Raw genomic sequence first — 1,015 nt, 5'->3', positions numbered from 1 at the left:
GGCTCCCGCAGCACCCGCACACGGCTGTACCTGATTGCCCGCCGCGACGGCCTGCCCATCGTGTGGCCAGCGCAGACGCACTGGAAGAACCCGAAGGCGGGCCAGAAGCCATTCCGCCAGGCAGCCGAGTGCATCGACTGGGGCATCCCCGGGCAAAGCATCTTCGGGCGCAAGAAGGAGCTGGCAGCAGCCACCATGCGGCGTATCGCGCATGGCCTGGATAAGTTCGTGCTGAACAGCCCCCAGCCATTCATCGTGAACATGGCCCACGGCGGGAAAATCGAAATGCTCGACCGGCCCATGAGCACCATCGCCACGGAAAAAGGCGGCTGCCGCGCCCTGGTGTCCCCCACTCTGATCCAGATGGGCTATGGCGAGGCCAAGGGGCAGGCACCACGCGTGCTGGATTTGTCCCAACCCCTGGGCACTGCCGTGGCAGGCGGCATCAAGCACGCCATCAGCTCGGCCTACTTGGTGCAGGCCGGGCACGGCGAGGGCAAGGACGGGGGCAAGCGCTGGAGCCACGGCGCCAACGACATCAAGGGTCCTCTGGGCACCGTGACGGCCAGCGGCGGCGGGCAGAGCCTGGCATCCGCGTTCATGGTCCAGGCCAACGGCGGATTCAACAGCACGCTTGCCCGCGACCTGCGCGACCCAGTATCGACCGTGACGACCAGTGGCAGCCAGCAGCAGCTGATCGCCGCGCACCTGTGCACGCTACGCAGGAATAGCGCGGGCCGCGACATGCGCGAGCCAGTGCCCACCGTCACGGCCGGGGCCGAGCACCATGCCCTGATCCAGTACCACCTGTCGCCCGATCAGGAGGCCGGCGCCCTGCGCTGCGCCGCATTCCTGATGCGCTACCACGCCAGCGGCGGCCAGTGGGCGGACCTGCGCGACCCCATGACCACGATCACCACGCGCGACCGCCTGGCGCTCGTGACCGTGTGGCTCAAGGGCGAGCCCTGGGTGATCGTGGACATCACGCTGCGCATGCTGGTGCCGCGCGAGCTCT

At 68.4% G+C, this 1,015-nt stretch carries 1 pseudogene; it reads left to right on the top strand.

From position 1 onward, the window contains the following. A pseudogene (locus tag DA1_RS29320) lies at positions 1 to 1,015 on the top strand (DNA cytosine methyltransferase); the annotation flags it as partial.

Origin of the sequence: Delftia acidovorans NBRC 14950, from assembly GCF_001598795.1 — a bacterium.
Lineage (GTDB): Bacteria > Pseudomonadota > Gammaproteobacteria > Burkholderiales > Burkholderiaceae_C > Comamonas > Comamonas acidovorans.
The sequence above is the reverse complement of the archived record's forward strand: the minus strand, read 5'-3'. Positions and strand labels throughout refer to the sequence as shown.